The 25,852-nt window shown below is 73.1% G+C and carries 24 protein-coding genes; 20 read left to right on the plus strand and 4 right to left on the minus strand.

Annotated elements, in window-relative coordinates:
* Positions 1-21 precede the first annotated feature (21 nt).
* A complete protein-coding gene (locus tag AB0K05_RS38425) occupies positions 22-810 on the minus strand; it encodes an IclR family transcriptional regulator (RefSeq protein WP_261808552.1) in 789 nt (262 codons plus the stop codon).
* A gap of 131 nt (positions 811-941) precedes the next feature.
* On the opposite strand from AB0K05_RS38425, the gene AB0K05_RS38430 reads away from it, so the two are divergent.
* From AB0K05_RS38430 to AB0K05_RS38450, 5 genes are all read left to right on the plus strand, one after another.
* Positions 942-2,183 carry a flavin reductase gene (locus AB0K05_RS38430; RefSeq protein ID WP_364236026.1) on the plus strand — a complete coding sequence of 414 codons (1,242 nt, stop codon included), beginning with the start codon at positions 942-944 and terminating at the stop codon, positions 2,181-2,183.
* Positions 2,184-2,192: 9 nt separating this feature from the next.
* Positions 2,193-3,470, plus strand: a complete 1,278-nt coding sequence (locus tag AB0K05_RS38435; RefSeq protein ID WP_271279439.1) for an acyl-CoA dehydrogenase family protein — start codon at positions 2,193-2,195, stop codon at positions 3,468-3,470.
* A complete protein-coding gene (locus AB0K05_RS38440; RefSeq protein ID WP_364236029.1) occupies positions 3,467-4,867 on the plus strand; it encodes an aldehyde dehydrogenase family protein in 1,401 nt (466 codons plus the stop codon). The genes AB0K05_RS38435 and AB0K05_RS38440 overlap by 4 nt, the downstream gene beginning before the upstream one ends.
* Positions 4,864-5,991, plus strand: a complete 1,128-nt coding sequence (locus tag AB0K05_RS38445; RefSeq protein WP_364236032.1) for an NAD(P)/FAD-dependent oxidoreductase — start codon at positions 4,864-4,866, stop codon at positions 5,989-5,991. Before AB0K05_RS38440 ends, AB0K05_RS38445 begins: the two co-directional genes overlap by 4 nt.
* Before the next feature lie 130 nt (positions 5,992-6,121).
* On the plus strand, positions 6,122-7,540 hold the full coding sequence (locus tag AB0K05_RS38450; RefSeq protein WP_271280484.1) for an aldehyde dehydrogenase family protein: 1,419 nt from the start codon (positions 6,122-6,124) through the stop codon (positions 7,538-7,540).
* Between the two features lie 21 nt (positions 7,541-7,561).
* Here AB0K05_RS38450 and AB0K05_RS38455 read toward each other — a convergent pair whose 3' ends face one another.
* Complete coding sequence (locus AB0K05_RS38455) at positions 7,562-9,100, minus strand: carbon-nitrogen hydrolase family protein (RefSeq protein WP_364236035.1); 1,539 nt, start codon at positions 9,098-9,100, stop codon at positions 7,562-7,564.
* Between the two features lie 87 nt (positions 9,101-9,187).
* Between AB0K05_RS38455 and AB0K05_RS38460 the strand changes: the two genes are divergently transcribed.
* The 8 genes from AB0K05_RS38460 to AB0K05_RS38495 all read left to right on the plus strand — a co-directional run bounded on the left by AB0K05_RS38460 (position 9,188) and on the right by AB0K05_RS38495 (position 15,425).
* Positions 9,188-9,469 (plus strand): Dabb family protein, encoded by a 282-nt coding sequence (locus tag AB0K05_RS38460; RefSeq protein WP_364236038.1) that lies wholly within the window; start codon positions 9,188-9,190, stop codon positions 9,467-9,469.
* 90 nt (positions 9,470-9,559) lie between these two features.
* Positions 9,560-10,366 (plus strand): oxidoreductase, encoded by an 807-nt coding sequence (locus tag AB0K05_RS38465; RefSeq protein ID WP_271279351.1) that lies wholly within the window; start codon positions 9,560-9,562, stop codon positions 10,364-10,366.
* On the plus strand, positions 10,363-11,271 hold the full coding sequence (locus tag AB0K05_RS38470) for an alpha/beta hydrolase (protein WP_271279350.1): 909 nt from the start codon (positions 10,363-10,365) through the stop codon (positions 11,269-11,271). Before AB0K05_RS38465 ends, AB0K05_RS38470 begins: the two co-directional genes overlap by 4 nt.
* On the plus strand, positions 11,264-12,394 hold the full coding sequence (locus AB0K05_RS38475; RefSeq protein WP_364236042.1) for an aromatic ring-hydroxylating dioxygenase subunit alpha: 1,131 nt from the start codon (positions 11,264-11,266) through the stop codon (positions 12,392-12,394). Before AB0K05_RS38470 ends, AB0K05_RS38475 begins: the two co-directional genes overlap by 8 nt.
* On the plus strand, positions 12,369-13,067 hold the full coding sequence (locus AB0K05_RS38480) for a hypothetical protein (RefSeq protein ID WP_364236044.1): 699 nt from the start codon (positions 12,369-12,371) through the stop codon (positions 13,065-13,067). The genes AB0K05_RS38475 and AB0K05_RS38480 overlap by 26 nt, the downstream gene beginning before the upstream one ends.
* Complete coding sequence (locus AB0K05_RS38485; RefSeq protein ID WP_219546353.1) at positions 13,064-13,978, plus strand: hypothetical protein; 915 nt, start codon at positions 13,064-13,066, stop codon at positions 13,976-13,978. Before AB0K05_RS38480 ends, AB0K05_RS38485 begins: the two co-directional genes overlap by 4 nt.
* Positions 13,963-14,685: an SDR family oxidoreductase gene (locus AB0K05_RS38490; RefSeq protein ID WP_364236047.1), complete on the plus strand. Its 723-nt coding sequence runs from the start codon at positions 13,963-13,965 to the stop codon at positions 14,683-14,685. Before AB0K05_RS38485 ends, AB0K05_RS38490 begins: the two co-directional genes overlap by 16 nt.
* Positions 14,682-15,425, plus strand: a complete 744-nt coding sequence (locus AB0K05_RS38495; RefSeq protein ID WP_271279346.1) for an arylmalonate decarboxylase — start codon at positions 14,682-14,684, stop codon at positions 15,423-15,425. The genes AB0K05_RS38490 and AB0K05_RS38495 overlap by 4 nt, the downstream gene beginning before the upstream one ends.
* On the opposite strand, the gene AB0K05_RS38500 is transcribed toward AB0K05_RS38495, so the two are convergent.
* Complete coding sequence (locus tag AB0K05_RS38500) at positions 15,419-16,762, minus strand: MFS transporter (protein WP_219546350.1); 1,344 nt, start codon at positions 16,760-16,762, stop codon at positions 15,419-15,421. The two genes, AB0K05_RS38495 and AB0K05_RS38500, sit on opposite strands and share 7 nt — an antisense overlap.
* An 84-nt stretch (positions 16,763-16,846) precedes the next feature.
* Here AB0K05_RS38500 and AB0K05_RS38505 point away from each other — a divergent pair, with 84 nt between their 5' ends.
* From AB0K05_RS38505 to AB0K05_RS38525, 5 genes are all read left to right on the plus strand, one after another.
* On the plus strand, positions 16,847-17,482 hold the full coding sequence (locus AB0K05_RS38505; RefSeq protein WP_364236050.1) for a hypothetical protein: 636 nt from the start codon (positions 16,847-16,849) through the stop codon (positions 17,480-17,482).
* A complete protein-coding gene (locus AB0K05_RS38510; RefSeq protein WP_364236053.1) occupies positions 17,482-19,140 on the plus strand; it encodes an ABC transporter ATP-binding protein in 1,659 nt (552 codons plus the stop codon). The genes AB0K05_RS38505 and AB0K05_RS38510 overlap by 1 nt, the downstream gene beginning before the upstream one ends.
* The gene (gene cydC / locus AB0K05_RS38515; RefSeq protein ID WP_364236055.1) at positions 19,137-20,876 is read left to right on the plus strand and encodes a thiol reductant ABC exporter subunit CydC; all 1,740 of its coding nucleotides are present in this window, start codon (positions 19,137-19,139) and stop codon (positions 20,874-20,876) included. The genes AB0K05_RS38510 and cydC overlap by 4 nt, the downstream gene beginning before the upstream one ends.
* Before the next feature lie 82 nt (positions 20,877-20,958).
* Entirely contained in the window at positions 20,959-21,855 is an 897-nt protein-coding gene (locus AB0K05_RS38520; protein WP_148031622.1) for a hydroxymethylglutaryl-CoA lyase, read from the plus strand.
* Between the two features lie 87 nt (positions 21,856-21,942).
* The gene (locus AB0K05_RS38525) at positions 21,943-22,755 is read left to right on the plus strand and encodes a VOC family protein (protein WP_364236059.1); all 813 of its coding nucleotides are present in this window, start codon (positions 21,943-21,945) and stop codon (positions 22,753-22,755) included.
* Positions 22,756-22,823: 68 nt separating this feature from the next.
* On the opposite strand, the gene AB0K05_RS38530 is transcribed toward AB0K05_RS38525, so the two are convergent.
* Positions 22,824-23,960, minus strand: coding sequence for an alpha/beta hydrolase (locus AB0K05_RS38530; protein WP_364236061.1), 1,137 nt, complete (start codon positions 23,958-23,960; stop codon positions 22,824-22,826).
* Positions 23,961-24,070: 110 nt separating this feature from the next.
* On the opposite strand from AB0K05_RS38530, the gene AB0K05_RS38535 reads away from it, so the two are divergent.
* On the plus strand, positions 24,071-25,210 hold the full coding sequence (locus AB0K05_RS38535) for a histidine kinase (RefSeq protein WP_364236063.1): 1,140 nt from the start codon (positions 24,071-24,073) through the stop codon (positions 25,208-25,210).
* Entirely contained in the window at positions 25,207-25,851 is a 645-nt protein-coding gene (locus AB0K05_RS38540) for a response regulator transcription factor (protein ID WP_364236065.1), read from the plus strand. The genes AB0K05_RS38535 and AB0K05_RS38540 overlap by 4 nt, the downstream gene beginning before the upstream one ends.
* Position 25,852: the final 1 nt, after the last annotated feature.

Raw genomic sequence — 25,852 nt, forward strand, 5'->3', positions numbered from 1 at the left:
GCCTTGCACGTGGGAGGACGCTCAGCCGGAGTGGCCGAGCTGGGCCGACAGCCGGGACGCCGACTCCACGACGAGGGGCGCCTGCTCCTGCATGCGCGGCTTGAAGCGGCTGCTCGGCCCCGCGACGCTGACCGCGGCGATCACCAGCCCGTCGTGGTCGAAGACGGGGGCGGCGATCGACGCCGCGCCCTCCAGGCGTTCCCCGAGCGAGGAGGCGTAGCCGCGCCGCCGGATCGCCGCCAGCTCGGCCCGCAGCCTGACGGCGTCGGTGATCGTCCTGCCGGTGAGCGCGGTGAGCTGGTGCCTGGACAGGAAACCCTCGATCTCCTCCTCGCGCAGGAACGCCAGGATGGCCTTGGAGGAGCTGCCCGCGTGCAGCGGGTAGGGGATGCCCAGCGAGACCTCCATGCGCAGGTCATGGTCGGGCACGACCTGCTCCACGTAGAGGCGGGTGTCGCCGCGCCGCACCGACAGGGTGGCGGTCTCGCCCGACTGGGCCGACAGCCGGCGCAGCTCGGGACCGGCCATCGCCCGCAGGTCGGTGCGCGCCAGGTAGGCCCGGCCGAGCGCGATGGCGGCGTGGCCCAGCGAGTAGCGCCTGGTAACCGGGTCGACGGCGATGAGGTCGCGGTTGCGCAGCGCGGTGAGGATGCGGTGGACCGCCGCCTTGGTCAGGTCGAGCTCGGTGGCGATCTCGGTGACCCCCAGGTCAGGGCGCGTGCTCCGGCCGAACAGCAGCAGAACGTCCATGGCACGCTCCACCGCGGCGATGGAACGGCTCTGGTTCTCCGACTCGGCCTGGGCGTGCACCTGACCCCCTCGTAGATCGACGACACGCCCAGTCTATTTCCCTTGGGGAAACGCCGTCACATTGACACGAAAATGGCCGTTCGTTACCTTCAGCGTGACACTGTTTCCATCAATGGAACATATGGAGACCGGTGACTGCAGACGGCGAGTCCTTCCGCGCGGCCATGGCGCAGTGGCCGAGCGGCGTGGTCATCGTGACCACCGGGGCCGCGGGCGCCTGGCACGGCATGACCGCCAGCTCCTTCGCCAGCGTGAGCCTCGACCCGCCGATGGTGCTCATCTGCCTGGCACGCGGCACCAGGACCCACCGGCTGGTGACCGAGCACGGCTTCTTCGCCGTCAGCGTGCTCGGCAAGGACCAGGTCGCGATCGGCCGCAGGTTCGCCGGCCAGGAGCCCGCCGCCGACAGGTTCGCCGGCACCGCCTGGACCCCGGGCCCGAGCGGCTCCCCCGTGCTCGCCGACTCCGTCGCCTGGCTCGACTGCCGGGTCGCGCACGCGTACCCGGGAGGAGACCACACGATCTTCGTCGGCGAGGTGCTCACGAGCGCCACCCCGCGCCGGGTGGCGCCGGTGCTGTTCCACTCGCGCGCCTGGGGCCAGCTCGCCGACCCGCTGCCCGACCACATCGGCGTGGCCGACACCGGGCTGCTCGCCGTGCTGCGCGCCCGCGGCTTCACCGGCGCCCGGATGGCCGGCATCGCCCGCGCGCTGCGCGCCGCCGGCAGCCGCGTACGCCTGTTCGACCCGTACGAGTTCGATCCGTACGCGTTCGCGCGGGACCTCGACCCGGCCACCGCCTCGGCCCTGATCACCGAACCCGCCCAGGTGCGGGCCGTGGCCTCGGCAGGAGCGGGGGTGGCCGAGTTCACCGCCGCGGAACCCGGACCGGCCGCCCGCGTCCTGGAGGCGGCCCGCCGCGCCGGGCTGGCCACCGTCGGGCACGTCCCCGAGGCCTTCGCCGCGGACCGCGCCGAACAGGTCATGGCCGCCGTCGCCCGGCTGGCCGAGCTCGGCTGCGACGAGATCGGGCTGGAAGAGGGCGCCGTCCCCGCGACCCCGGTCCGCGTCCGCGGCCTGCTCCAGGACGCCGCAGCCGCCGCACGACAGGCCACCGTCCGCGTCGGCCTGCGCGAACGCCACGGCATCGGCCTGGTCAACGCGCTGGTCGCGATGAAGAGCGGGGTGCGGCACTTCGACACCACGCTGGGCGGCCTCGACGGCGCGCTGCCCGCCGAGGACGTGCTGTTCCTGGCCGGCCAGCTCGACGTCGACACCGCCGTCGACCGGTCGGTGCTGGTCGCCAGCGCCGCCGAGCTGGAGAGCACCTGGGGGTCCGTGCTGCCCGGACGCACCTACAGATTCGCCAACTAAGGGGAGAACGTGACCCACGATCTGACCGGTGAACGGCTCGTCGACGACATGACCGAGGCCGAACGCGCCCGCGCGGAACGCGTCGAAGCCGTGCTGCCCGCGCTGCGCGCCGCCGCCGTCAAGGCCGACGAGGAGGCCCGCTTCCCCATCGAGCACGTCGCGCTGCTGCGCGACGCCGGGCTGCTCGGCCTCGTGGTGCCGGAGAAGTACGGCGGGCTCGGCGGCACGCTGCGCGACCTCGCCGCCGCGACGTTCGCGATGGGCACCGCCTGCCCGTCCACCGCCCTGGCCTACTTCTTCCACAACACCAGCGCCTCCCGCGGCCTGCTGCCGCTGGAGGCGATCGAGGCCGGCCTGTTCGACGACGGCGAGATCCCCGCCGTACGGGCGTTCGCCGAGAAGGTGCTGACCAGGATGGCCTCCGGCGTCTGGCTGGCCAACTTCGCCTCCGAGTCCGTCAAGAGCTCCACCGCCAACATCACCATCGCCACCACCGCGCGCCGCACCGACGGCGGCTGGCTGCTGGACGGCGAGAAGTCGTTCGGCTGCGCCACCGGCGTCGCCGACTACTACCTGACCACGGCCAAGCTGGAGGGCCACGACACCGCCGAGGGCCTGGTCACGTTCCTGGTGCCGCGCGACGCGGCGGGCGTCTCCACCCGCGCGCCGTGGGACGGGCTCGGCATGCGGGCCACCGCCAACAACGGCATCAGGCTGGAACGGGTGTTCGTCCCCGAGGACGAGGCGCTGACCGTGCCGGGGGCGTTCACCCGGATGCTCAGGATGAGCCGCGGCAGCTTCGTCGGCAACCAGCTCGCCATCGCCGCCGTCTACACCGGCTGCGCGCAGAACGTCTACGACGTCACCGTCGAGCAGCTCACCCGCAAGACCTTCGCCGACACCGGCCGGCCGATCGCCTCCTCGCCCATGCACCAGCAGCTCATCGGCGAGATGACCGTCCAGCTGGAGACCGCCTACCTGTGGCTGCGCCGCCAGCTGCTGCTGGAGACCTCCGAGCCGCCGCTGCGGCCCAAGCCCGAGGTCTTCCGCCAGTGGCGGATGGGCAAGGGGTCGGTCACCGAGGCCTGCTTCCAGGTGGCGCTCGGCGCGTTCAAGGCCTCGGGCACCTCCGGCGCCATGATGGGCGGCACGGCCGGCCGGGCGCTGCGCGACCTGGCGATGGGGCTGGTCATGACGTTCCCGGCCGAACGCGGCAGGCTGGAGGTCGCCCAGCTGGTGACCGAGGCGCAGGAGAACGCGCTGTTCGCCACCGCGGAGCGGCCATGATCGAGCTGCCGGAGACCGCCGACCTCGTCGACGGCCGCTGGGCCCGCTGCACCGAGGACCTCGGCTTCGACCTGGAGAACCCCGCCACCGGCGAGCCCGCCGCCCGCGCCCTCGGCTCCTCCGGCGCGCGCGCCGAGGCGGCGCTCGCGGCCGCCGACCGGGTGGCCGCCGCCTGGGCGGGCACCCCCGCCGAGCGGCGGGCCGACCTGCTCGACGCCGCCTCGGCCGCGCTGCGGGACCGGACCGGCGAGATCACCGCCCTGGAGTCCTTCGCCACCGGCGTGCCGATCCGGCAGACCACCGGGCTCGGGCTGATCGTGCACGGCGCGTTCGCGCTGGCCGCCGCCCAGATCAGGCAAGGGCTGCTGCGCGCCGACCGTGACGGGGTCGAGGTCCACCACCTGCCCTGGGGCCCCGCCCTGTGCCTGGTGCCGTGGAACGCGCCCGCCCCGATGGCCGCCCACAAGGCCGCGAGCGCGCTGGCGGCGGGGTGCCCCGTCGTGCTCAAGGTCAGCGAGTACGCCCCCTACGGCACCCGCGTGCTGGCCGAGGTCCTCGGCGAGATACTGCCGCCCGGCGTCTTCCAGCTCGTCATGGGCGACGCCCGCACCGGAGCCCTGCTGGCCGCGGACCCGCGGATCCGCGCCGTCTCCTTCACCGGCGGCCTGGCCGGCGGCCGCGCCGTCGCCGCCGCCTGCGCGAGCGCGCTCCGGCCCGCCCAGCTGGAGCTCGGCGGCAACAACCCGCTCGTGGTGCTGCCCGACGCCGGCACCGGCGCCGCCGCCGCGTCCGCCGCCGAGCTGCTCACCTCGCTCAACGGCCAGTGGTGCCGGGCGCTGGGCCGGCTGATCGTGCCCCGCCCGCGCCTGCCCGAGCTGGTGGCGGCCGTCGGCGAGCGGCTCGCCGCGCTGCGCGCCGGCGACCCGCTCGATCCGGAGACCGAGTACGGCCCGCTCGTCCACTCCGCCCACCTCCGGCGGGTACGGGACGCGACGGAGAACGCCGGAGGACAGGCCATCTCGTACGGTGACATGCCCGGCAAAGGCAACTACCTGGCGCCCGCTCTCATCACCGGGGCCGACCTGGCCGACGAGATCTTCGGGCCGGTCGCCGCCGTGGTGCCCTACGACACCGAGGAGGAGGCGGTCGCGCTGGCCAACGCGACACCGTACGGGCTCGAAGGGTATGTCGTCGGCGCCGACGAGGAACGGGCGCTGGACGTCGCCCGGCGGGTGCGCGCCGGCGAGGTCAAGGTCAACGGGTCCAGCGTGCTGAGCCTGCACCTGTTCACGCCGCGACCGGCGTGGGGGCTGTCCGGGCTGGTGGACGAGGGCACGGCGGAGACCATCCGGTTCTTCACCGGCACCCGCGTGGTCGGCGTCGAGCGGGCGCCGTGAGACGCGTGCTGGTCGCGGGGGCCGGGCCGGTGGGGCTGACCGCGGCGCTCACCCTGGCGCGCGGCGGGGTGCCGGTGACCGTCCTGGAAGCCGGGCCTGGCCTGGCCGCCGAGTCGCGGGCCTCCACCTTCCACCCGCCCACGCTGGAGATGCTCGCCGGGCTCGGCGTGCTGCCGGAGCTGATGGCCCTCGGCCTGGTCGCGCGTACCTTCCAGTACCGCGACCGGCGGGGCGGCGCCATCGCCACCCTCGACATGGGCGCGCTCGCCGCGGACACGCCGTACCCGTACCGGGTGCAGTGCGAGCAGAGCAAGCTGACCCCGATCCTGATGGAGCACCTGGTCCGGCACGGCGGCGAGGTGCTGTTCGGGTCGGCGGTCCGCGAGGTCCTGCCGCGCGGCGGCGGCGTGCTGGTGACCACCGCGGGTGGCGCGCGGTTCGCCGCCGACCGGCTGATCGCCGCCGACGGCGCCCACTCGGCGGTACGGCGGGCGCTCGGGATCCCGTTCGAAGGCATCACGTACCCCGAACGGTTCCTGGTCGCCTCCACGGACGAGGACCTGGACGGGCTGCTGCCGGGCATCGCGTCGATCAACTACGTCTTCGACCCCGAGGAGTGGCTCGTCCTGCTGCGCACGCCCGACCACTGGCGGGTGCTGCTGCCCACCCCCGGCGGCACCTCCGACGAGGCGGAGCTCGCCCGGCTGGCCGGTCGGCTGCGGGCCGTCGCCGACCCCGGGCGTGACTGGAAGGTCGCGCACGCCTCGCTCTATCGCGTCCACCAGCGGGTGGCCGCCCGCTTCCGGCACGGGCCCGTCCTGCTGGCCGGGGACGCGGCCCACGTCAACAACCCGCTGGGCGGGCTCGGCATGAACAGCGGCATCCACGACGCGGTCCTGCTCGCCGGCGCCCTGCTCCAGGACTCCGGGGCGGTCGACGCGGTCGCCGCGAGGCGGCGGGAGGTGGCGCTCCAGCACGTGCGCGCGATCAGTCACGGCAACTGGGAGAAGCTGCGCTCGGCCGACCCCGCCGCCCACCACGCCGAACTGCGCGCCCTGGCCGCCGACCCGGAGGCCGCCCGAGCGCATCTGCTGCGCGCCTGCCTGATCACGTCCCTCGGATGACACTCCGCTCCCCGCCGGGGGCAAGCACCGCTCGGGAGAGAAGCCCGCTCTCAGAGGGGGCGGGCAAGCACCGCCTGGGCACGAGGAACGTCCCGCTGGACGGCCGGGTAGCGGGCGGAAAGGAGGCGTGGTGGACGTGATCAGGCGGGAGAACCCCGCACGGGTCGCCGAGGTCGTGGGCCGGGTTCCCGTCACCGATGCGGACGGCGTGGACGCGGCGGTGCGGCGGGCCGGCGAGGCGCGGCGGGAGTGGGCGGCGCGGCCGATCGGGGAACGGGTGGCCGTCCTGTGGGAGGCCGCCGAGGCCGTCTCCGGCAGGGCCGGCGAGCTGGCCGTGCTGCTGGCGCGCGAGTCGGGCAAGCCGCTGGCCGACTGCCGGGGCGAGATCTCGTTCGCGCTCACGTACCTGCGCTGGGTGTGCGACAACGCGCCCCGGGTGCTCGCCCCGGCCGAGATCGACGACGCCGCGGGCCGCCTGGTCGTCCGGCGCGCACCGTACGGGGTGGTGGGGTGCGTCACGCCGTGGAACGCCCCGGTCATCCTGGCCATGGTCAAGCTGGCGCCCGCGCTGGCGGCGGGCAACGCGGTGGTGCTCAAGCCGTCGCCGCTGGCGCCGCTGGCCGTGAGCGAGGTGGCCGCGGCGCTGCCCGCGGTGGAGGTGGTGCACGGGGGCGCGCCGGCCGGGCGGGCGCTCGTCACCCACCCGGCGGTCCGCAAGGTGGCCTTCACCGGCGGCGACGCGGCCGGGCGGGAGATCGCGGCGGCGGCCGGTTCGATGCTCACGCCTTCGGTCATGGAGCTCGGCGGCAACGACCCGGCGATCTTCCTGCCGGACTTCGCGCTGTCCGGCGACGACTACGAGCGGCTGGTCATGGCGACGTTCGCGACCAGCGGGCAGGTGTGCATGGCCGCCAAACGGCTGTACGTGCCGCGCGCCCGGGTGGCGGAGTTCACCGAGGCGTACACGGCGGCGGCGGAGCGGGTCCTGGTCGTCGGCGATCCGCTCACGCCCGGGGTCACCATGGGGCCGGTCATCTCCGGCCCGGCCGCCGACCGGATCCGGGCGCTGGTCGCGGGGTCGCTCTCCCGTGGGGGTACGGCGGTGCCGCTCGGGCGGGCAGTCGGCGACCTCGAATCCGGATATTTCGTGACCCCAACCCTCGTGACCGGGCTGGACGACCAGGCGCCCCTGGTCACCGAGGAGCAGTTCGGCCCGGCGGTGCCGTTGCTGCCCTACGACACCGAGAAGGAGCTGCCGGCCAGGGCCAACGCGGGGGATCTCGGCCTCGCCGCCTCGGTGTGGTCCGCCGACGAGGACCGCGCCTTCGACCTGGCCGCCCGCCTCGAAGCCGGCTACGTCTTCGTCAACACCCACAACCGCACCGGCATGTCCCTGCGCGCCCCCTTCGGCGGTGTCAAGCGCAGCGGCTACGGCCGGGAGTACGGCGAAGAAGGGCTGCTGGAGTACGTCCAGAGCGCGGTCGTCCACGCCCCCGCGGCCTTCCGCGACGGCGGCGCCGGCCTGCCCGCGACCGCCTACCCGGCCTGACGAGCACCGACCCGGTGCTCGTCAGCCTGCCTGGCCGACCAAGGCTCCGGACAGGTGCCAGGGGCGGCCGTCCACCAGGTCGGTGCCCCGGGAGACGTGCCGGTTGACCGCCTGCTCCGGCCACACCACGGCGTGCGCGACCTCGTCGGCGTTCTTCACCGTGGTCACCACGGGGTGGCTGATGCGGCCGGTGAACGGCCCCTCCCAGGCGGTCCAGAGCGTGAAGTCCCGGGGCGCGGCCAGGACGAGCCCCGCCACCCCGTCCGGGCCGTCCTGCCCGGCCACCACCAGGTTGAGCCGGTTCTCCGCCGCCCTCTCCAGCAGGCCGAGCCGCAGCTCCCACGGCTCCCTGGCGGTGTACGGGACCGCGACCACGTCGGCGTCGGCCAGCGCCGCCAGCCGGAACTCCTCCGGATGCCGCGCGTCCTCACCGGCGACGATCGCCAGCCGTCCCCAGGGCAACCGGTGGATCGGGCAGGGGCCGGCCTCGGCCGCAGGCGCCTCGCCGGTGGCGTTCACCAGGGCGCCGGTGCCGGTCACCACGTGGGCCGGCGTGTCCCGTACCGCTGCCGAGGCCTCCGCAGCCGACAGCGGGGAGCCTTCCGGCAGGACGATGAGGAGGGCGCCGTCGCGGGCGGCCCGGCGGACGGCGGGGGCGCCGGCGCGGACCACCGCGACCGGGAGGACGGCCGCGCCCGGCGGGGCGGTGCGGCCGCGCGGGGGCCGGGTGATGGCGGCGTAGCGGGCGGGACGGCGGGTGGCGAGGAGGCGGGCGCGGCCGGCGTCGGCGGCGGCCGGGTCGATGTCGGCGACCACCACGGCCTCGCCGGTGCGCGGGGCCCGGGCCACGACGGTGCCGTCCGGGGCGACGATCTGGCTCTCGCCCGCGCCGTGCAGCCAGCCGACCGGCACCCCGAGACCGGCGCCGACCTGCGCCAGCCGGTCGGCGGGGATCAGCGGGCCGACCTTGTTGGCCGCGACCACCCACACCTTGTTCTCGGCCGCGCGGACCGGGACGTGCAGCGAGGCCTCGTCGGTGGCGAACGAGTTCAGGCTGTTGAGCAGGATCTGCGCGCCACGCACCGCCAGCCCTCTGGTGACCTCGTTGATGACGCCTTCCATGCAGGCGTACATGCCGACGCGGCCGGCGGCGGTGTCCACCACCGGGCCGGGGGCGGTCGCCGGGTCGAGGTGGTCGTTCTCGGCGCCCATCAGGATCTGCTTGTCCGCCTCGCCCAGCAGCTCGCCGCCGGGGCCGTAGAGGAGGGACGCGCCGGTGGTGCGGCCGTCGTCGCGGGCCAGGGTGACGCCGATCTTGACGTGGGCGCGGTGCCGGCGGGCGGCGCCGGCGACGGCGGCCAGGAAGGGGTCCCCGTGCCGGCAGGCCATCGCGCGGGCGTGCTCGCGGCTCTCGTACCAGGACAGATGGTTGCAGAACTCGGGTAACACGATCAGCTCGGCGCCGCGGCCGGCGGCCTCGCCGATCATGCGAAGGCTGGTGGCGAGGTTCGCGGCGACGTCCTGGCCGGCCTCGAACTGCACCGCGGCGACGCGCACCACAGCGCCTCCCTGTTACATCTAGAGAAACAGCGTTTCCAATGCCTACAATCTCGCGAAACAGGGCGAGATGTCCAGAGGAGGCAGCCTGTGCTGACCCACGTCGTGCTGATGAAGTTCACCGATCCCGCCGACGCGCCCGAGGCCAAGGAGCGGCTCGAAGCGCTGGCGGGCAGGGTGCCGCAGATCAGGGAGCTCTCCGCGCACCTGGACGTGGTCCACTCGCCCGTCTCCTACGACCTGTGCCTGGTCACCACGCACGAGTCCGCCGACGAGCTGCGCGGCTACCAGCAGCACCCCGACCACCTGGAGCTGGCCGGCTGGCTGCGTCCGAAGCTGGCCGCGCGGGCGGTCGTCGATCACGAGGGATAGCCCGATGTCCTGGACACGGGTCACGCTTTCGGGGGATCCTGCAAAGGAAACACCGTTTCTTTACCGGTAACAGACTGGGGAAGATCAGCTGTGAAGGAAACGCTTCAGCACGTCGAGCAGATGCTCGACGAGTCCCCGGTGGTCGACGTCACCGAGACCTTCGAGCAGATGCGCGGCATCCTCGCCCGGCTCAAAGCCAGGATCGAGGCGAAGTTCGTGCTCACCCGGGACCCGTCGAGCGAGCAGTTCGACAGCTACGGCACCTACCCCGACGGCCCCGGCGGCCGGATCGAGGCCTACACCGGCCCGGAGGTGGACTGGATGGTCCACTCCTGGCTGGGCAACCCCACGGCGAGCTTCGCCAACCTGCACCTGACCGTGTGGCTCGGCCCGCAGATCGACGTGCCGCACCTGGGCATCGCGCTGCTGGTGTGGCCGGAGGGCTGGTTCTACACCGACGCGATCCCCCGGGTGAACCTGACCGAGGACGGCGACTACTACGACCGCTACTACGCGCCGCTCGACGCCGACTGGCTCCGGTTCAAGGAGGAGCACCCGGACTTCACCTGGTTCACCAGCCGCGCCGGGTTCATCCGGGCCGGCCTGTCGCCCGTCGCGCACTGCTACTCCTTCCCCCGCGCCCAGGACAACATCGACCTGGTCGCGAAGCTGCTCGACGACCGTGTGGACCGCTGGCTGACCTGGGTGGACGAGGCCGAGCCCGTGCCGGAGGAGCGGCGGCCCGCGCTCGCCGCCACCGACCTGGCCATCCGCCGCAACATCGCCGACCGCGACCCGGCCAACGTCATGGGCGTGCGGTTCTTCGGCGAGGAGCTGACCGGCAAGCTCGTCCGCGCCCTGTGGGGCGGCGACCGGGTGCTGCCGAGGCCGTCGTGATCAGGTCGCTGTGGTGGGCCGCGGAGACGGGCGGCGAGCCGCCGTTCGGCACCGCCCATCTCAAGGTCCACTACCCGGCGGCCGCCGAGGGCGACCGCCTGACCGGCACGTTCCCGCCCGACGGCGGACCGTACCCGGTCGTGCTGTTCCTGTCCGGGATCAACGTCGGGCAGGACGCCTACCGCTGGCTCGCGGTCGAGATCGCCGCTGCCGGGTTCGTGTGCGTGACGTTCGACCGGGTGGGCGAGCTGTTCGGCGGCGAGTACGGGCTCACCCCCGGCGTCGACCTGGAGGCCGCGGCCCCCGGACGGTACGGCACCCGCCCGACCTGCCCGGCCATCGGCGCCGTCCTCGCCTCGCTGGCGGAGATCGAGCTGCTCAAGGGCGTGCTCGACCTCGACCGGGTGGCCATCGGCGGCCACTCCGCCGGCGGCACGGTGGCGATGCAGTCGGCCAGGTTCTTCCCCGGCGTCAAGGCGGTCTTCTCCTACGGGGCGCACACCATGGTCGCCACCATGCTGGGCTGGCCCGCGGGCACCGTGGTGCCCGCCCAGGCCGACTGCCCCGTGCTGCTGTCGGTCGGCACCCGCGACGGCGTCATCATGGGCAGCGCCGACCGCTACGGCCAGGACGGGCACGCCACGGACCCCGTCACCCGGACCTTCGAGGAGGCGCTCGGCGACGGCGAGCACCTGCTGGCCGTCTTCGACGGCGCCAACCACTTCATGATCGCCGACCCGGTGGATCCGACGGCCGCGCGCGCCTTCCTGGATCTGCCGGCCACCGCCCAGCCCCGGCCCGAACTGGCCCGGCTGGTCACCGCGTTCCTCCGTACCCATCTGCACGACGATCCGGAGGCACGGGCCGTCCTGTCCGGCCTGCCCGTAAGGAGGAAGCATGCTTAAGAACTTCTGGTACGCGATCGAGTTCAGCCACGTCGTCGAGCACCGGCCGCGCAAGGTCACCTGCCTCGGGCAGGACTTCGTGATCTGGCGGCGGCGCGACGGCTCGGTGGCCTGCCTGTCCGACCTGTGCGTGCACCGGGGCGGGGCCCTGTCGCTGGGCACGCTGGTCGAGGACCGCGTCGCCTGCCCGTACCACGGCTGGGAGTACGAGTCCGACGGCACCTGCGTGAAGATCCCGGCGAACCCGCCCGGCCGCGGCATCCCGAAGAAGGCCCGGGTCGACGCCTACCCGATCGTCGAGAAGTATGGCCTGGTCTGGGCCTATCTGGGCGACCTGCCCGAGGACAAGCGCCCGCCGATCCCGCACATGGCCGAGCACGACGACCCCTCCTTCCGCGCCGTCTACTGGCAGACCGTCGTCGAGGCGAACTACGAGCGGGCGATGGAGAACGTCGTGGACGCGGCGCACACCCCGTTCGTGCACGGCACCGCCTTCGGCAACCCCGACAAGCCGGAGATCCCGGACTACGAGGTGACGCAGGGCGAATGGCACGCGGAGGCCGACATCCTGCTCAACCCGCCGGCGCCGAAGGGCCTGTGGGGCATGCTGTCCCCCAAGCGCCTCGACCCCGTCGTGGTCACCAACGGCTGGTACCTGCCGAACGTGGTCAAGCTGCACATCCGGCTCCCGTTCGGCGACCTGATCATGTACGACCACAACATCCCGATCTCCCAGGGCCGCACCATGGTGAAGCTCGTCGGCTACCGCAACTTCTTCACCGGCAAGTGGGCCGACCGCAACGCCGTCAAGCGGATCCAGCGGATCTTCGAGCAGGACCGGGTGGTGGTGGAGTCGCAGCGGCCCGAACTGCTGCCCTTCGACCTCGCGGCCGAGCTGCACCTGCGCAGCGACGCCCTGCAGATCGCCTACCGGCGGCGCCGCCAGGAGCTGATCGACGACGGCTGGTGGCTGGGCGGCGACGACATCGTGATGGGGGACGTGCCGCGCCGCGAGGCCACCGTCATCCCTTCGCCGGCCCGCCGGGACAATCCCGAACTCGCCCGTGCGTGGGTGCACAAGACCCGAGGAGACAGCCATGAGCCTGCCCGAAGCGCTGAGTGAGCGCGTCCTGGAGCGGCTGACCGACGCCCTGAAGCTCCGGCCGGCCCGCGACGTGCCGCTCACCTCGCCGATGTCGCCCGCCCCGGTCGGCCGCCTGCGGGTGCTGCGCCCCGCGGACGAGACCGTCGTCGACAAGGCGGTCGCGGTCGGCCTGGTGGTGCCGCAGATCGGGCTGGACAGCCACATGATCTTCGTGTTCACCCGTCCGGGCTCCGCGGTGCCGCACTTCACGCTGGACTCGGTCGCCTCCGCCGAGTACCACGCCATGCACCTGGACCTGATCCCGCGGGCCGAGCTGGCCGTCAACCTGGAGTATCTGGACGCCTGCTTCCTGCCGCTCACCGAGCCGCTCGACGGCGCCTGGCAGCTCGACGGCCTCTCCCCCGCCGCCATCGGCCCCCGGCAGCGGGCCATGATGTCGCCCTGGATGCTGGTGTGCCGCGCCACCGAGGACGCCTTCGCCAAGCTCGGCGGCACCGTGGACGCCTACCTGGACCACTGGCTCGCGCTCGTCGCCGGCGGCGTGCCCGAGCCCTCCGGTGACCTGGCGGGGCGCGACCGCGTCAACCGGGCCAACCTCTTCTCCCCGGCCGTGGACCCCGTCTGGCACCAGGTCACCCGACTGATCGGCGAGGAACAGGCCGAGACCGTACGTGAGGAGCTTCTGCGTTGACCGAGCCGAGCGAGTGGCAGCGGCGCATCGAGGGCGAATGGGTCGGCAGGCCGTCCCTGTTCGACGCGACAGGGACGTGGCAGGGGTACGAGGACATCCGCCGCTCCTCCGTCCACGAGGACGGCGTGACCACCTACTACATGGACGGCGGCCTGGAAGGCGGCGGGCCGATGGCGGGCCGGTTCCGGCTGGGCGCCCCGTTCGCCTTCGGGGTGGTCGACTCCGACGCCAGCCGGATCTACACCGGCCCCGACTTCTACGGCACCGGCCAGCCGTACGGGACCTTCGTCGACGCGCACTACTACGGCCCCGGCTGGCAGGTGGACCTCAACACCTGGAACCAGGTGATCGGCGACACCCAGGTCTACTCCTCGATGCTCTACCAGGGGCCGGCGGTCGTGGGCTGCTTCAACGGCCTCTACACCCGCGACCCGGCCAGGACCGCCGACTGGCTCGCCGCCGAGACGCGGAACGGGCCGGTCCCGTACATCCTGCCGACCAAGACCGGCGGCGCGTTCGCCGGCGCCTGCGAGCTGTTCGGCGCCGACCAGAAGCCCGCCGGCACGGTCGAGGTCCGGGTCGAGCTGGAGCCGCTCGACCTGCTGAGGACCCGCCGGCGCGTCACCTGGTCGGGCGCGCTGGAGCGGGAGTACGCGGCCGACGTGCGGCGCGACGGCTGCCGTTCCTTCTACGAAGGGCCGGACGCGTGGGGCAACGCCCAGGCGTTCGGCCGGGCCGACTACCCCAGCGTGCACTTCGCGGACGTGTGGAAGCTGAAGGGCCGGGAGTTCATGCTCGACGCCACGCCCGGCATGGGCTCGGGGACGGAACTGGCGGTGGTCTACGAACTGTTCGAGGGCGGCACGCTCGCCGCGGTGATGCACGGGGTGCTGACGTGGTCATCGTCGTGACCGGCGGCAGCCGCGGCATCGGGCGCGGCCTGGTCAGGGAGTTCCTGGCACGCGGCCACCAGGTGGTGACCTGCGGCAGCGCCACGGCGCCCGAGGACGGGCTCGGCGTCGTCGCCGACGTCACCGACCGGGCCCAGGTGCGCGAGCTGTGGGACACGGCCGTCGCCGAGTACGGCCGGGTGGACGTGTGGATCAACAACGCCGGCGTCACCCAGCGGCGCGTGCCGCTGTGGGAGCTGACCGAGCAGGAGACCCGCGCGGTCGTCGACGTCAACCTCAACGGGGTGATCAACGGCTGCGCCGTGGCGCTGGCGGGCATGGCCGGCCAGGGCCACGGCCACGTGTGGAACATGGAGGGCCTGGGCAGCGACGGCCGGGCGGTGCCCGGACTGTCGGTGTACGGGTCCACCAAGCGGGCGCTGAACTACCTGACCAAGGCCCTGGCCAAGGAGGTGCCCGACGGGGTGTCCGTCGGGCTGCTCAGTCCCGGCATGGTCGTCACCGACCTGCTCGTCCGCGACCTGAACCGGAAGTCCCGCAAGGTCTTCGACATCCTGGCCGACCGGGTCGAGACCGTGACCCCGTGGCTGGCCGAGCAGGCGCTCGCCCGGATCGGGAACGGCGCGCACGTCCGCTGGCTGACCAACCGCAAGGTCATGGCCCGCTTCGCCACCGCCCCCTTCACGAGGAGAAAGGTGCTGCCGTGACCGACGCGCTCGGCTGGCGACGCAAGTTCGGCGTGATCGCGCCGTCGACGAACACGATCGTGGAGCCGGACTTCTCTGCGATGACCGTGCCGGGGGTGACCGCGCACTTCGGCAGGATCCACATCAGAGATCAGAACATGTCCGGAAATGAGGGCATGGAACGCCTGCTCGGCCAGATCCGCGACGAACTCGGCGCCGCCTGCGAACGGGTGATGACCTGCGAGCCCGACTACATGGTCATGGGCATGTCCGCGGAGACCTTCTGGGGCGGCGTCGAGGGCAACCGGCAGTTCGTCGAGCAGATCCACGGCCTCACCGGCCTGCGGGTCGCCACCGGCGCCGAGGCCTGCGAGCGCGCGCTGAAGCTCTTCGGCGCCCGCCGGATCGGCGTCGTCACCCCCTACCAGCCGGTCGGCGACGAGAACGTGGTCCGCTTCTTCTCCGAGATCGGCTTCGAGGTGACCGCGATCAAGGGACTCAAGTGCCCCACCGCCGTGTCGATCGCGCACGTGGGCGAGGCCGAGCTGCGCGACGCGCTGGTGGAGGTGAACTCCGCCGAGGTGGACGTGCTGGTGCAGTGCGGGACGAACCTGTCGATGGTGCGGCTGGCCGACGAGGCCGAGCGCTGGCTGGGCAAGCCGGTCATCGCCATCAACGCCGCCACCTGGTGGATGGCGCTGCGGGACAACGGCATCGAGGACAAGGTGTACGGCGCGGGCTCCCTCCTGCGCGATCACTGAAGGGCCCGGAGGGCGGTCCCCCTGTCGTCCTCCAGGCTCGCCCTGCCCCGGAACGCCAGCAGCGCGCCGGCCAGCAACGGGACGGCGAGGATGGCGTACGCCCAGCGCAGCGATCCGGTGGCGTCGGAGAACGCGCCGACCAGCAGCGGTCCAGCCGATCCCGCCAGGGAGAGCAGGAACTGCAGCAGCGCGAACCCGAGCCCTCGCCGCGCGGCGGGCACCACGTCGGCGGCGGCCGCCGTCAGGTTGGGGATGGCCACCAGGAACCCGCCTGAGGCGACCGCCAGGCAGAGCAGCTGCACCGGCAGCACCAGCAGCAGGGCGACCCCCGTCAGGGCCAGCGCCCCGACGAGCAGCCCCCAGGCGCCGACGGTCACCCGCCATCCCGGCCTGACCAGGTGCCCCCTGTCACCGAGCCGGGCGCCGAGCACGCTGCCGGTGACCATGCCGAGCAGTCCGACGCCGCCGGCCAGCCCGGAGGCGGCGCCCACGGACAGGTCGAAGGCGCGCTGGTAGAAGGTGGGCAGCCAGAACATCAGCCCGCCCAGCCCGAAGAAGACCGTGCCGAGCCCGACGGCGATGGCGCGCAGGGTCCTGATCCGGAGCAGCTCCCGCATCTCGGCCAGGACCGGGCCGCGGCGTTCCGGCGGGGCGGCGGGCTGCGGCTGCCGGCCCGTCCTGAGCATCTCGATGCGGTCGCCGGTGCCCCGCTCGGGCTCGCGCAGCGTCAGGCAGAGCAGGGCGATCACCATGCCCGGCACCGCCACGAGGAAGAACATGGTCCGCCAGCCGTACGCCTCCGCCAGCGCGCCGCCGGCGACGATGCCGACCGGCGGCCCGGCGAAGTAGCCGAAGCGCTCCAGCGAGAACGCCCGGGTCCGGCTGCCGCCCGGGAAGTAGTCGGCCAGCAGGCTGGAGGCCGCCGGGTTGTAGAGCAGCCCCGTGCCGCCGAGCAGCACCCGCACGGCGAACAGCATCGCGTACGAGGTCACCAGCCCGCTGCCGAGGGTCAGCAGTGACCAGACGGCCACCACCAGGAACAGCGTCCAGGTCCTGCGGCCGTGGTCGGCCAGCCGCCCGGCGGGGATCAGCAGGATGACGCCGGCCAGCGCGGCGGAGGTCGCGATGGCGCCGCCCGCCGTGTCGCCGAACCCGAGATCCCGCTGGATGTCGGCCAGCGCCCCCGCCATCAGGTTGTACTCCACCCGGTCGACGAAGGCGATCAGCGCGACGCAGATCGCGGGCCACCATCCGAACGGCGCCGCCGCGTCCAGGCGCACCCGCCGGGGGCCCCTGCCCGCGACGGGGATCTCGACGTAGTCGTCAGCGCCCGCCATGCGCACATCGTTATGGAAACACTGTTTCCCGTCAATGGATCTCGTGTCTTACTTGGAAACGACGTTTCCCCAATGGGAGTTGCCATGGAATACCCACTCTCCCTCGCCCTCGTCGACTTCCTGCCGGTCATCGCCATGGCCGTCGGGGTCGCGCTGCTCGTCCCCTACGCCCGCCATCCGGCCGTGGCCGCAGGCGGCTGGCTCACGGTGCTGGGCGGCGCGCTCAAGGCCGTCTGGAAACTGATCATGGCGATCCGCGGGCCGGACCTCGTGTGGCTGGCCGAGGCCCAGTTCTTCCTGCTCGGCATCGGGTTCACGCTGATGGCCTGGGCGCTGCTGGGGACCGGATCCGGCCGGCGGCCGCCGGCGTGGGCGTTCGCCGGCTTCGCCCTGCTGGGCGTCGCCGCCTCAATCGCGGTCCTGGACACCTGGCCCATGCTGATCGTGACCACCGTCTCGGCCACCCTCGTGGGCATCCGGCTGCTGCTGCTGTCCCGCCGGGCCGGGGCGGCCGCCGCGGTCTACCTGTTCGGGTTCAACCTTCTCGGCACGTACGTGATGGGCCTGCTGGCCTCGCGGCCCGAGCAGACGATCGCCCTGCAGTGGGTGGAGGAGATCCTCAACACGCTGAACTGGTCGGCCTTCGCCCTGGGCGTCTGGCTCCTGACGCGGACGAAGTCTCCTGTGGCACATTCGCGGAGGTTCACGTGGAGTCGCTGATGCGGCCCATCCGCGGGCCGGTCCTGCTGTCCGTGCTGGGCACGTGGCTCCAGGCCCTGGCCACGACCGCGCTGCTGCTGTTCACCGGCCACGCGATCGGCCGGATCGCCGCGGGCGGGCCGCCTGACGGCGGCGTCGTCGCCGGGCTGGCCGTCGCGGCCGTCGCGCGGGCGCTGTGCGCCGCCTGGGTGCCGGCGATCACCGTCAGGGCCGGCGGGCGGCTGGAGCTCGACCTGCGCGACCGGGTCTACCGCCACCTGCTCCGGCTCGGCGCCCCGCTGCGCTCCAGCGAGCAGACCGGCCGCCTGGTCTCCACCGGAACCGAGGCCGTCGAGCTCGTCGCCACCTACTACGCCACCTTCCTCGGCCCGATCCTCGCCTCGATGACCGTGCCGATCCTCGTGCTGGCCGCCATCGCGATCCTCGTCGACCCGTGGACCGCGCTCGTCCTGGCCGTCGCGGTCCCGGCCATCCCGCTCACCGTCGGCGTCTTCCAGCGGGCCTTCGCCAGGGTCAGCGACGGATACCGCGACACCGCCAACCGGCTGGCCGCCCGCTTCCTGGACGCCCTGCAGGGCCTGACCACGCTCAAGCTCTTCAACCAGGGCACCGCGCACGGCCGGACCCTGGCCAGGGCCTCGGAGGACCTGCGCCAGGCGATCATGCGGCTGCTGGCCGGCAACCAGGTCATCCTCTTCGTGATCGACACGGTCTTCTCACTGGGGATGATCACCGCCGCGACGGTCCTGGCGATGATCCGCTTCCGCGACGGCGCGATCGGCACGGGCGAGGCGGTCGCCCTGGTGCTGCTGGCCACCCAGCTCGTCGAGCCGCTGGACAAGGTCGGCCAGTTCTTCTACGTCGGCATGGGCGGCATGGCCGCCGCCAAGGAGATCAGGACCCTGCTCGCCGAGCGGCCCTCGGTCACCGACGCCGACGCCGGGCACCCGGCAAGGACCACCTCCGAGGTGACCTTCGACGCGGTCGGCTTCGGCTACCTGCCGGACACCCCGGTGCTGCGCGAGGTGAGCTTCACCATCGCGCCCGGCGAGAGACTGGCGCTGGTCGGGCCCTCGGGATCGGGCAAGACCACCGTCGCCGCCCTGCTCCAGCGCAACCTGGACCCCGGCGAGGGCACGATCCGCGTCGGCGGTCACGACGTCACCGCGGTGCCCGCCGCCTGGGTGCGCGAGCAGATCAGCGTCGTCGCCCAGACGACCTACCTGTTCACCGGCACGCTCAGGGACAACCTCAAGGTCGCCGCGCCCGACGCCGACGACGACCGGCTGCGCGAGGCGCTCGCCGTGGCCGACCTCGACCTGGACCTCGACACGCCGGTGGGCGAACGCGGCCTGACCCTCTCCGGCGGCCAGGCGCAGCGCGTGTCGATCGCGCGGGCCGCGCTGAAGGACGCGCCCATCCTCGTCCTCGACGAGCCGACCTCCAACGTGGACCTGGAGTCCGAGGCCGCGATCCTGGCCGCGCTGGACCGGCTCACCGCCGGGCGGACCGTGCTGATGATCGCGCACCGGCTGTCCACCGTCCGCGACGCCGACCGGATCGCGGTCCTGGAGGACGGAGCCGTCACCGAGCAGGGCACGCACGAGGAACTGATGACAGGCGACGGCCACTACGCCAGGGCGGTGAGGTCACGATGACCAGGATCCAGATCAGCCGGCGGCTGCTGGCCTTCGGCCGGCCCCTCCTGGTCCCGCTCGCCGTCTCGGTCCTCTTCCGCGTGCTGCAGCAGTGCCTGGGCATCGCCCTGTACGGCGTGAGCGCCTGGGGCGTGGTCAGGGTCGTGTCCGGCGAGCCGGAGGTGATCGGCGGGATCGCCGTGGCCATGGTCGTCATGGCCTTCGCCAAGGGCCTGTTCCGCTACGTCGAGCAGTACTCGGGGCACTTCGTCGCCTTCAAGCTGCTCGCCCTGCTCCGCGACGACTTCTACGAGCGGATCGAGCCGCAGGCGCCCGCCGGGACCGAGGGCGGCCGCTCCGGCGACCTGCTCGCCCGCGTGATGAAGGACATCGACCGCATCGAGGTGTTCTACGCCCACACCATCGCGCCGGCGCTGGCCGCCGCCGTCGTGCCGGTGATCTCCCTGACCGTGCTGGGGACGGTCTTCAGCCCGGTGGTGGCGCTCGTGCTCGCGCCGTTCCTGCTCGGGGTGGGCATCGGGGTCCCGTGGCTGAGCCACCGCGCCGCCGCCACCGCCGCCACCGAGCTGCGCCGCTCGCGCGGCGAGGTCTCCCAGCACCTCACCGATGGCGTCCAGGGCATCAGGGAGGTGCTCGCCTTCGGGTACGGGCCGCGCCGCCTGGCCGAGCTGGGCGCGCTCGGCGGCGCCGGCGCGTCGGCCGTCGGCCGGCTCGGCCGCCTGATCGCGCTGCGCCGGGGCCTCAACGAGCTGCTCGTCGCCGCCGGGATGATCGCGGTCCTGTTCACCGGCCACGCGCAGGGCCTCGGCTGGCAGGACATCGCGATCACCGTCGCGATCGGCCTGGCGGCCTTCGGGCCGGTGCTGGGCGTGGAGGAGTTCGTCGCCGACCTGGAGCAGGCGTTCGCCGCCGCCCGCCGCCTCTGGGAGATCACCGACCGGCCGCCCCTGGTCGTCGACCCCGGCTCCCCCGAGCCCCGGCCCGCCGGCCGGTCGATCGCCTTCGAGTCGGTGACCTTCACCTACCCGGGCGGGCCGGCTCCCGCGCTGCGGGACGTCTCCTTCACCGTCCCCGAGGGCGAGCGGTACGCCGTCGTCGGCGCGTCCGGCTCGGGCAAGTCCACGCTGGTCTCGCTCCTGCTCCGGTTCTGGGACCCGGACTCCGGCAGGGTGCGCGTCGGCGGCGTCCCGGTCGACCGGCTCGGCCTCGGCGACCTGCGCGACCTGGTGGCCGTGGTCGGCCAGCGGACCTACCTGTTCAACGACACCGTGGCCGCCAACCTCAGGCTCGCCCGGCCGGCCGCCACCCAGGACGAGCTGGAGGCCGCCTGCCGCCGCGCCGCCCTGCACGACACGATCACGGCGATGCCCGAGGGCTACGACACCGTGATCGGCGAGATGGGCGAACGGCTGTCCGGCGGCCAGCGCCAGCGGCTGGCGATCGCCCGCGCCCTGCTGAAGGACGCCCCGATCATCGTTCTGGACGAGGCGACCTCCGAGCTCGACACGCACACGGAGGCCGAGATCCAGCGGCAGATCGACGACCTGGCCGAGGGCAGGACCCTCCTGGTCATCGCGCACCGCCTGGCCACGGTGACCGGCGCAGGCCGCATCCTCGTGCTGGACCGCGGCCGCCTGGTGGAGCAGGGCACCCACGAGGAGCTCCTGGCCCGCCAGGACGCCTACGCCCGCCTGTACGCCCGCCAGGCCGACGACCTGGACCGGGCGGCCGGCTGACGATTGTATGCATCAACTCCAGATATCTCCCTTTATGACCTTATGTCTGGATTTTTTGCATACATGTTGGTATCCAGGAAGCATGCATCCCCCCGAAGTGAACCTCGTCGAAGTCGGCCCCAGGGACGGGCTCCAGAACGAGTCCGTCCTGGTGGGCACCGATGACAAGGTCGCCTATATCGAGGCCCTGGCCGACGCCGGGCTGACCCGCATCGAGGCGGTCAGCTTCGTCCACCCGCGCCTGGTGCCGCAGATGGCCGACGCCGAGCAGGTGATGGCCCGGGTGCCGAGACGCGACGGGCTCAGCTACATCGGCCTGATCGTCAACGCGCGCGGCCTCGACCGGGCGCTGGACGCCGGAGTCGACGAGGTCAACATGACCGTGGTCGCCACCGAGACCTTCTCCCGGCGCAACCAGGGCATGAGCATCGCCGAGGCGCTCGACTCCTTCGCCGCCGTCTCGGCCCGCGCGCACGCCGCCGGGCTGCCGGTCACCGCGACGGTCGGCGCCTCGTTCGGCTGCCCCTTCGAGGGCGAGGTGTCGCCGGACCACGTGGCCGCGATGGTGCGGCGCTGCGCCGAGGCGGGCGCCGACGAGATCGCGCTCGCCGACACGATCGGCGTCGGCGTGCCCGCCGACGTGCGCCGCCTGGTCGAGGCGGTGCGCGCCGTCACCGGCCTGCCCCTGCGCTTCCACTTCCACAACACCCGCAACACCGGGTACGCCAACGCGCTGGCAGCCGTCGAGGCCGGCGCGAGCGCGCTGGACGCCAGCAGCGGCGGGATCGGCGGCTGCCCGTTCGCCCCGGCCGCCACCGGCAACATCGCCACCGAGGACCTGGCCTACGCCCTGCGCCGGTCGCGCGTCCGTACCGGAGTGGACCTGGGCCGGCTGACCGAGGCCGCGGCCTACATCGGCGAACGGCTGGGCGCGCCGGTGCCCGCCCTGCTCGGCCGCGCCGGCGACTTCCCGGCCTGAGGGCCCCGCCCTGCGACGAGGGCGCGATCCCGAAGTGGTCAGGAATCGAGAAGCGTCGCCCTCCAGGCTGGACCTAGCCTTGCCCGCGTGAACAGCACAGCCACCCCAGCTTCCATGAGCCTCACGCTCGACGTCATCACCCTCGGGACGCCCGAGGTGGAGGCCGCGCGCAGGTTCTACAGCACGACGCTCTCTCCCACCGTCGCCGACGACGATGACTCGGTGCACCTCGACCTGCACGGGACCGGGCGACTCACTCTGTCCGCGGCCGAGAGGCTCGCCACGGGCGCGGAACCGGCGACGCCGGGATTCCGCGGCTACGTGCTGACCTATGTCGTCAACCAGCCCACCGAGGTCAAGACGCTGATGGACGCCGCCGTCCGCGGCGGCGCGGAGGTTCTCAAGCCCGCCAAGAAGGCCCTCTTCGGTTCGTTCTCCGGGGTGTTCCGGGCACCGGACGGCGCCATCTGGAAGCTGGCGGCGGCCACCGGCAAGGACACCGGCCCCGCGGCGGAAAGTCCGCTGCCGACTGAGACCACCCTCATTCTCGGCGTTTCCGCGCCGAAGGCGTCGAAGGCCTTCTACGAGGCCCTGGGCATGTCGGTCGACCGGGACTACGGCAGCAAGTACATCGACTTCCACCCCGCAGCAGGCGCAGCCAGGCTGTGCCTGATGGAAGGCGGGGTCCTGGCCAGGGATGCGGGCACGGCCAAGGACGGCGACGGCTTCCCCTCGATGGTCCTCACCCACAGGGCCGGGTCCCGGGAAGAAGTCGATCTCCTCCTGTCAGCGGCCGCCGCTGCCGGAGGCCGGACCACCGTCGCCGCCACGCGGACTACCGAGGGATATTCCGGTTTTTTCACCGACCCGGACGGCTTCTGGTGGCAAGTGACGCACTGAGCCCCACGAGCCGGTGTCCATCGCGTCGTCGGCCTCCCAGGCGATCTCCGAGACGACGAACTCCACCATCACCAGAACCGCACCTCGGGATAGTCCTTCGACGGCTTGTCCAGCAGGGGCCGGCGCTCGCCCTTCAGGTGCAGGTCGAGGAAGGCGGTCACGTACGCGCGGGTGATCCCGATCGACCGCGCGCCGTCCATCGGCGCCGCGGGCAGGCCGAGCTGGGGCTGGAGCACCGCGTAGTCGGTGAAGCTCGCGTGCTCGGCGCCGGTCACGGTCAGCCAGCGCTTCCAGTCGCCGGTCACGTGCGGCCAGAACGTGTCCCACGAGCCGTCGCTCCCGCCGTGTCCCGGCGCGTGCCGGGGATTGCCGATCATCATGAAGGGCTTGTCCAGCGGCTTGGCCGGGGTGCCGGGGTGGTAGGTGCCGTCGAGGTTGACCGCGGCCTTGATCCGCTTGGAGGAGGGCAGCAGGTGCGCGGCGCTCTGGCCGCCCGCCGAGTGCCCGACCATCGCGATCCGCCTCTCGTCGATCAGCCGGTTCCAGCGCTTGCTCCCGGCCAGCCGGTCCAGCACGAACTCGGTGTCGGCGGCCCGTACCCGGGCCACCTTCGCGCCCGTCTCGGGGGTCTGACCGGCCTTTCCGGCCTCGAAGGTGACGGTCCGGCCGCCGGGGAACGTGGTCGCCAGCGACTCGTAGGTGTGCTCGATCCCCGCCACCAGGTAACCGCGGCTGGCGAACTCCTCGGCCAGCGAGGTCATGGTCGCGCGGGGCATCGTCATGCCGGGTGACAGGACCACCAGGGGCCGGCCGCCCTTGCGCGGCAACGCGGGAGCGTCGGCGCGGGCGTGCGTCCTGGTCTTGGCGAGGGTGTCCGCCGGTACGTCCTTGAGCTGCGGCACGCTTCTGATGACCAGTTCTGATTCCCGTGGTGTGAGGTACCGGGAGGGCTTCCCGGTGGCCTTGCGCGCCGGGTACCAGATCGAGACCATCAGCTCGCGCGCCTTCCGGCTGGGGACCCAGGGGTCGGGGCGGCTGGAGTCGATCAGGTGCAGGTCCGTCCTGCCGACCGGGTGGTCACCGGTCGGCGCCGGCAGGGCGGTCACGGGTTTGTTCGCCACGGGGACGGCTTCTGCCGGCAGGGCGGCCATGGCCGGGGTGGTGAGTGATGCGGAGAGCGCGAGCGTGGCAACGGTTTTCCTCATGCGTCCCACCGTGCCGGGTGGTCCCGCCGTACCGTCCCCGACGAAAGCTGCGCGGTGTCTGCGACTTTCGTAGGGGATGTCTGGATCGGTGCGCCTTGTAGTCTCTGGCCATGCTTGACCGGGCATCGAGGATCGCCGAACGGGTCACCCCCTGGGCTCTGGGGCTGACGGTGTTCCTGCTGTCCATGGCCGCGGTCACCGGGTCCATGGGCGTGCGTTCGGCGCTGCCCGCGCCGGTGCTCGTGGCCGTGGCGGCGTGCTGCGGTGTGGCCGCCGCCTTCGCCGGGCGGGCGCTGTGGCCGCTCGTCGCGGTGGCGGCCGTGGCCCACCTCTGGCTGGTGATGTGGCCGGCCGCCGTCGTGGCCTCGTACTACGCCGGCATCCGGTTGCGCCGCCGCGACCTGTGGCTCTACGTCGCCGGCGCGGTCGTGGTGCACGCGCTCGCCGGGCTCGTCTCGTACTGGAGCGAGGGTTATCGCGCCCTGGTCGCCGGCACCCCGCTCAACGCGCTGCTCATGGGCGGCGCGATGCTCGGGCTTCCGCTGGTCGCGGGGCTGTGGGTGGGCGCCAGGCGGCAGGTGCTCGACGCCGCGCGCGAGCAGGCCGCGCAGCTGCTGCGCGAGCAGGTGCTCCGCGCCGGGCAGGCGCGGGAGCAGGAGCGGTCGCGCATCGCGCGGGAGATGCACGACGTGGTCGCCCACCGGGTGTCGCTGATGGTCCTGCACGCCGGGGCGCTGGAGGTCAACGCCTCCGACGCCCGTACGGCGGAGGCCGCCGCGCTGATCGGCCAGGTCGGCAGGGAGGCCCTGACGAACCTCAGGGAGGTGCTCGGCGTGCTGCGTTCGCCGGATCCGGTGAGCGGCCCGCAGCCCACGCTGGCCGACCTGGACCGGCTGCTCGACCAGTCCCGGGCCCTGGGCATCGTGGTCAACCGCCACGACGAGGGCGAGGCCCGCCCGCTCCCGCCCACCGCGGAGCGCACAGCGTACCGGGTCGTCCAGGAGGCTCTGACGAACGTGCACAAACACGCGGGCGACGCCGAGACCGACGTGCACCTGCGGTTCCGGAGCGCCGAGCTGGAGGTCCTCGTCCGCAACCGGCCCGCCACGGCGGCGGACGGCGGCCTGCCCGGCGCCGGCTGGGGGCTGGTCGGGCTGCGCGAACGCGTCGAGCTCCTCGGCGGCAGGCTGGAGGCCGGGCCGCAGGAGGAGGGCGGGTTCCGGGTGCTGGCCGGGATACCCACCGCATGATCCGCGTACTGGTCGTCGACGACGAGGCGCTGGTCAGGTCAGGACTGCGGATGATCCTGGAGGCGTCCGGCGACATCGCGGTGGTCGGCGAGGCGGGCGACGGCGAGGCCGCGGTGACCGCCGCGGCCCGGCTCAGGCCGCAGGTCGTGCTGATGGACGTGCGCATGCCGGGCACCGACGGCCTGACCGCCGCCGCCGGCATCCTGGCCCTGCCCGGCCCGCCGAAGCTGATCATGCTCACCACGTTCGACCTCGACGAGTACGTCCACGAGGCGCTCCGGCTGGGCGCCGTCGGCTTCCTGCTCAAGGACACCCCGCCGCGGGACCTCGCCGCCGCGGTCCGCACGGTCGCGGCGGGCCAGGCCATCCTCTCCCCCGCCGTCACCAAGCGGTTGATCAGCTCGTTCGCCGGCAAGGCTCCCTCGCGGGCCGTGTCCGCGCGCGAGCGGCTGGCCGCGCTGACCGCCCGGGAGGAGGACGTGATCAGGGCCGTCGCGCGCGGCCTGTCGAACGCCGAGATCGGCCGCCAGCTCCGGCTGACCGAGGCCACGGTGAAGGCGCATGTCAGCCGGGTGCTGGCCAAGCTGGGCCTGGCCAACCGGGTGCAGGCCGCCATCCTCGTCCACGACGCCGACCTCTAGG

The sequence above is a fragment of the Nonomuraea sp. NPDC049486 genome, assembly GCF_040676925.1.
GTDB lineage: Bacteria > Actinomycetota > Actinomycetes > Streptosporangiales > Streptosporangiaceae > Nonomuraea > Nonomuraea ferruginea.